Annotated in this window: 4 protein-coding genes; 1 reads left to right on the forward strand and 3 read right to left on the reverse strand. The window is 61.3% G+C overall.

Annotated features, from left to right (window positions below):
• Positions 1–87 precede the first annotated feature (87 nt).
• The 3 genes from ACTG34_RS12925 to tmpA form a co-directional block, all read right to left on the reverse strand.
• Positions 88–1,938, reverse strand: coding sequence for an acyl CoA:acetate/3-ketoacid CoA transferase (locus ACTG34_RS12925; RefSeq protein ID WP_439105300.1), 1,851 nt, complete (start codon positions 1,936–1,938; stop codon positions 88–90).
• A 119-nt stretch (positions 1,939–2,057) separates the two neighbouring features.
• A complete protein-coding gene (gene tmpB, locus ACTG34_RS12930; RefSeq protein ID WP_439105301.1) occupies positions 2,058–2,648 on the reverse strand; it encodes a (R)-1-hydroxy-2-trimethylaminoethylphosphonate oxygenase in 591 nt (196 codons plus the stop codon).
• Complete coding sequence (tmpA, locus tag ACTG34_RS12935; protein ID WP_439105302.1) at positions 2,645–3,793, reverse strand: 2-trimethylaminoethylphosphonate dioxygenase; 1,149 nt, start codon at positions 3,791–3,793, stop codon at positions 2,645–2,647. Before tmpA ends, tmpB begins: the two co-directional genes overlap by 4 nt.
• Before the next feature lie 97 nt (positions 3,794–3,890).
• Between tmpA and ACTG34_RS12940 the strand changes: the two genes are divergently transcribed.
• The coding region (locus tag ACTG34_RS12940) for a LysR family transcriptional regulator (RefSeq protein WP_439105303.1) at positions 3,891–4,306 on the forward strand (416 nt) is incomplete at its 3' end.

The raw sequence follows: 4,306 nt of genomic DNA on the forward strand, positions 1-4,306 counted from the left end.
CGCCGCTTGCAACATCAAAAACAAGCCGCATAATCAATCACACAAACGAGCCAGAGCCTCTAATGCTCAAACCGCTATAATGTCCCATTATATATGACGACGGACACTGAACGCGGAGCCGGAGTAGCGCGTGACTGTCTTGTAGAACCGGCTCTCCAGGTCCGCGACCATTTCGGCGTAGTGCTTGGCGATATCATTGTCGAGCTGGAAGCTGTCGTAATTCACCACGACGTCCACTTTGTCCGTAAGTGGGCCGCAAACCTCCATGACCTGCCCGCGCACCTGCTCGATTTCTTCCAGTGACCGAACCCGCATCTTCTCGAAGTTGATGAAGAGACGGCCAGTGGTTGCGTCCAATGCAATTCGCTCGGGCAGGTCGAGATGCAGAAGCTCCCGCTTCAACTCCATGGGTTCGGAGCGGAATATTCGCGCATCCATTTCGCGGACGTCCTCGATGATCGGGCGAAAGCCCATATGACCAAGGATATCGCGTTCGACATCGACGCCGGGGGCAACCTCGACCAACTGAAGTCCATCCGTTCGTAACCGGAACACGCAGCGTTCGGTCACATAGAGAACCGGCTGACCAAGGCGCGCGGCGCGCTTACCAGAGAACGTCACTTGTTCGACGGCGTCGAGGAACTTCCTGGACGTGCCCTCCGCCCGGATCGTCAAAGCGCCGTCGCCGATCTCGACGTCGATGCCCTTGGCGGTGAACGTCCCGGCGAAGACCAACGCCTTGGCGTTCTGGCTGATGTTGATGAACCCGCCCGCGCCGGCCAGCCGTGGGCCGAAGCGCGAGACGTTGACGTTACCCTGTTCATCGGCTTGCGCCAGACCGAGGCACGCCATATCGAGCCCGCCGCCGTCATAAAAGTCAAACTGGGCATTCTGAGGCACGACAGCATCGACATCGACAGCCGCCCCAAAATCGAGGCCGGAGGCGGGTTGGCCGCCCACGACACCGGGCTCGGCCGTCAGGGTCACATGATCCAACAGCCCCTCCTCAGCCGAAACGGCAGCAACGCCTTCGGGCATGCCGATGCCGAGGTTGATGACACCGTTCACCGGGAGTTCGAATGCACAGCGTCGCGCGATGACCTTTCGCGCATCGAGTGGCATATGCGGGATCTCGCCCTCGGGCGGGCGGATGCGATTGGTGAACGCGTGGGAAAAGGCCGTCCGGTAGGTCTGCATGTGCATTTCCGGGGGCGCGACAACGACAGCATCCACGAAGATCCCGGGGATCTGCACCTCACGCGCGGGGAGGCTGCGCCCACGGGCAAGGCGTTCGACCTGAACGATGACGATACCGCCCGCGTTCTTCACTGCCATCGCTTGGGCAAGGTTGTCGATGATCAGCGCCTCCCGCTCCATCGTGATGTTGCCGGTCTCATCGGCTGTCGTACCGCGCAACAAGGCAACTGTCAGTTTCGGCGCGGGATAGAACAGGTATTGCTCATCGCCGCGCGTCATGAGCTCGACCTGTGGCTCCACCGAAATGTCGTTGACGGCACCACCGCCGTTCCGTGGATCGACGAAGGTGTCCAAACCGACCTTGGTGATCATCCCAGGCTTGCCCGCCGCGGCGTCGCGGAAAAGCTGGCTGATGCATCCTTGAGGAAGGTTCCACCCCTCTATCTTGCCTTCGACGGCAAGCGCCGCGACCTTTGGAATGAGGCCCCAATGCCCACCCACGACACGGCTGAGGAGGCCCTCATGCCCGAGGCGGTTCAGTCCGCGCTCGCCACCGTCTCCTTGCCCTGCCGCAAAGACCAGTGACAGGTTTCTGGGATGCCCTGTCTCTAGAAACCGATTTTCGACCGCTGCAAGGAGTGCATCTGGTACGCCAATCCCAACAAAGCCGGACGTCGTCAGAACGTCGCCATCCTTGATCAGAGCGGCGGCATCTGCGCCCGAAATCACCTTCCTGTGCATAAGCGTCTCCTCCTAACCCGCATGTTTTCCGTAGACGCGCGGCGTGTCCAGCGTCAGATGTTGGCCAAGGATGGCCGTCCATTGCCCACCAACCTCACGTGATCGAGTGCCCTGTGCAATCAGGTGCCGGACAGGTGCTTGTCGACCATCCGCTGCACCATTGGCGCGAAATGCCAGAAGTCGGGCGTTTCCATCCCCGCGACCTTTCCGGCCTCGTCGAGATAGCGAACGGCGATGATCTGCTTGAGGTTCGGGCTCTTCTCGAACTCGGACACTTCCTCGGGCGACATCGGGCCGCCTTGCAGGTTCAAGGAATGGATCGACGCCTCGGACAGGCGTTTGAAATACTCGGGGCGGGTCGCGCAGAGGTAACGCTTGGCCGCGACGTGGTAGCGGCAGCAATCGGTCACAACGGACGGAAAGAACCGCTCGAGCACCTCGGCGCCTGCGTCCTCGTGATGGCGGTCCTCGGTGTCGTCCATCGTGAAGGAGCCAAACTCGCTTGTGAAATGGCCGATGTCATGCAGCAGCGCGCCGACGATGATCTCTTCGGGCTGGCCGTTGCGCTCGGCGAGCGTCGCGCCTTGCAACATGTGTTCGCCCATGGTCACGGGCTCGCCCAGGTATTCCTCGCCGCCGCGCCGGTCAAAGATCGAGCCAATGAAGGCGACAATTGTCTCGCCGGTCAGGCTGTTGATATCGGGCTTCATTCCGCAGCCTCCAGCATACCATCGCGGCGCATCGCGTCATAGGCCGAGCGCAGCCCGTCCTTGTCAGCGTAGCAGCCTTGGAGCCAGCGCGTCCCCTCGCCGGAATAGCCCTTGCGCGCGTGCAGCACGCGGGTGTTGTCAACGACAAAGGCCTCGCCCGGGTTCAGGCGGAAGGTCACCTCCATGGCGGTATCGTCGATGATCTCGCCCAGACGGCGATAGGCGGCGTAATAGGCCTCCATCTTGTCGAAGGGCACATCCGTTACCGCGGCGAAAGAGCGGTTGTTGAAGCGGATACCGATCAATTCGCCGTCAGGGGCCAGTTCGATCATTGGGCGACGCGAGGTCAGGCAAACGCCCGCCTCACCGGCATATTCGAACCGCGCGCAATGATCGGCCAGCAGATCGAACCCCTCCGGATTCTCCTGACGCAGGCGCAGTGCTGCGGCGAACCCGTCGACCACCATATTCTCGCCCCCCGCGGCGGAGCTTTCGAGGCAGTAGAGAACCTGGATCGTCGGCACCGGGTCGCGATAGGGATTGTCGGTATGCGCCTGAAGCCCGAGGCCCGTGAAGGCAAGGTTGGTCGGGTTCACCTCGGTCCGCACCTCGAAATGGCGGCCATAGTTCGTCTCGCGCACATGGCCGAAAAGATCGACGATGCGAAACAGCGATCCGGGTTCGACCGGCGCGTTCACAACCTTGGCGAAGCCAAAGTGGACGATCTGCCCCAGCCAGTCGCGCAACGGCGCGCCGCCTTGTTGCAACTGGGCAAAATCACCGCAGGGCACGGCGCCCATCAGCCCAGCATCCCAAGGCTCGATCCCATCGGGCAACCAGCCCCGCGCCGTGCCGGCGGGCCGGTCATAAGCATGCGACGCGAGCCATTCAGAATCGAATTGAACGGTTTTGTCCTCCGGCACAAAACGGACTTGCACCGTCCCATCAGGGGCGATCTCGGCCGCCGCGATCTGGGTCTCGGCGGGGATGTCGCGCAATGCAATCAACCGCTGCCCGTTTCCAGGGGAGCGTGTTTCGGCATCCTGCGCATTGTCCCGCAGCCAGATCGCATGAAAACGTTGCGGGCCTGTGGCCGTTTCAAAGGTCAGAAAGTTTCCGGATGGATCGATTGCGACTGTTGACATGAGAACCCCGTGGATTGATTTCGATTTGGCTGGAGTCTTTCAAGTTCAACGAATAAATTCAAATCAGGAATTTATGGCCTGAGGCATCGTTTGGCTTATGAAAAGGGATCGTCTTCCACCGCTCGAATGGATCCGCGCCTTCGAGGCGGCGGCTCGGCTCGGCAGCTTTACCGCCGCCGCTGAAGACGTCAGACTGACGCAAGCCGCGATCAGCCAGCGGATCGGGCAGTTGGAGAAGCACCTCGGCACACCCCTGTTCGAACGTCGAGCGCGGGCCATCTCTCTGACCGTCGAGGGCGAAGCGTGGTTGCCCCATGTCCGCCTTGCGCTCGAAGGGCTGCGCGACAGCACCGAGGCGATTTTCGGCACCGGACATAGACGTCTGACATTGTCCGCCAGCCAGACCGTCATCGGCCAGTGGTTGCTTCCAAGGCTGGGTCGTTTGCAAACCCTCACGAAAGCTGAAATCTCGATCCAGTCGATGGTTGTTGGCACACATGACGCCCCGCAGGA

This window comes from Celeribacter marinus (assembly GCF_965656515.1).
In the GTDB taxonomy this organism is placed as follows: Bacteria; Pseudomonadota; Alphaproteobacteria; order Rhodobacterales; family Rhodobacteraceae; genus Celeribacter; species Celeribacter marinus_D.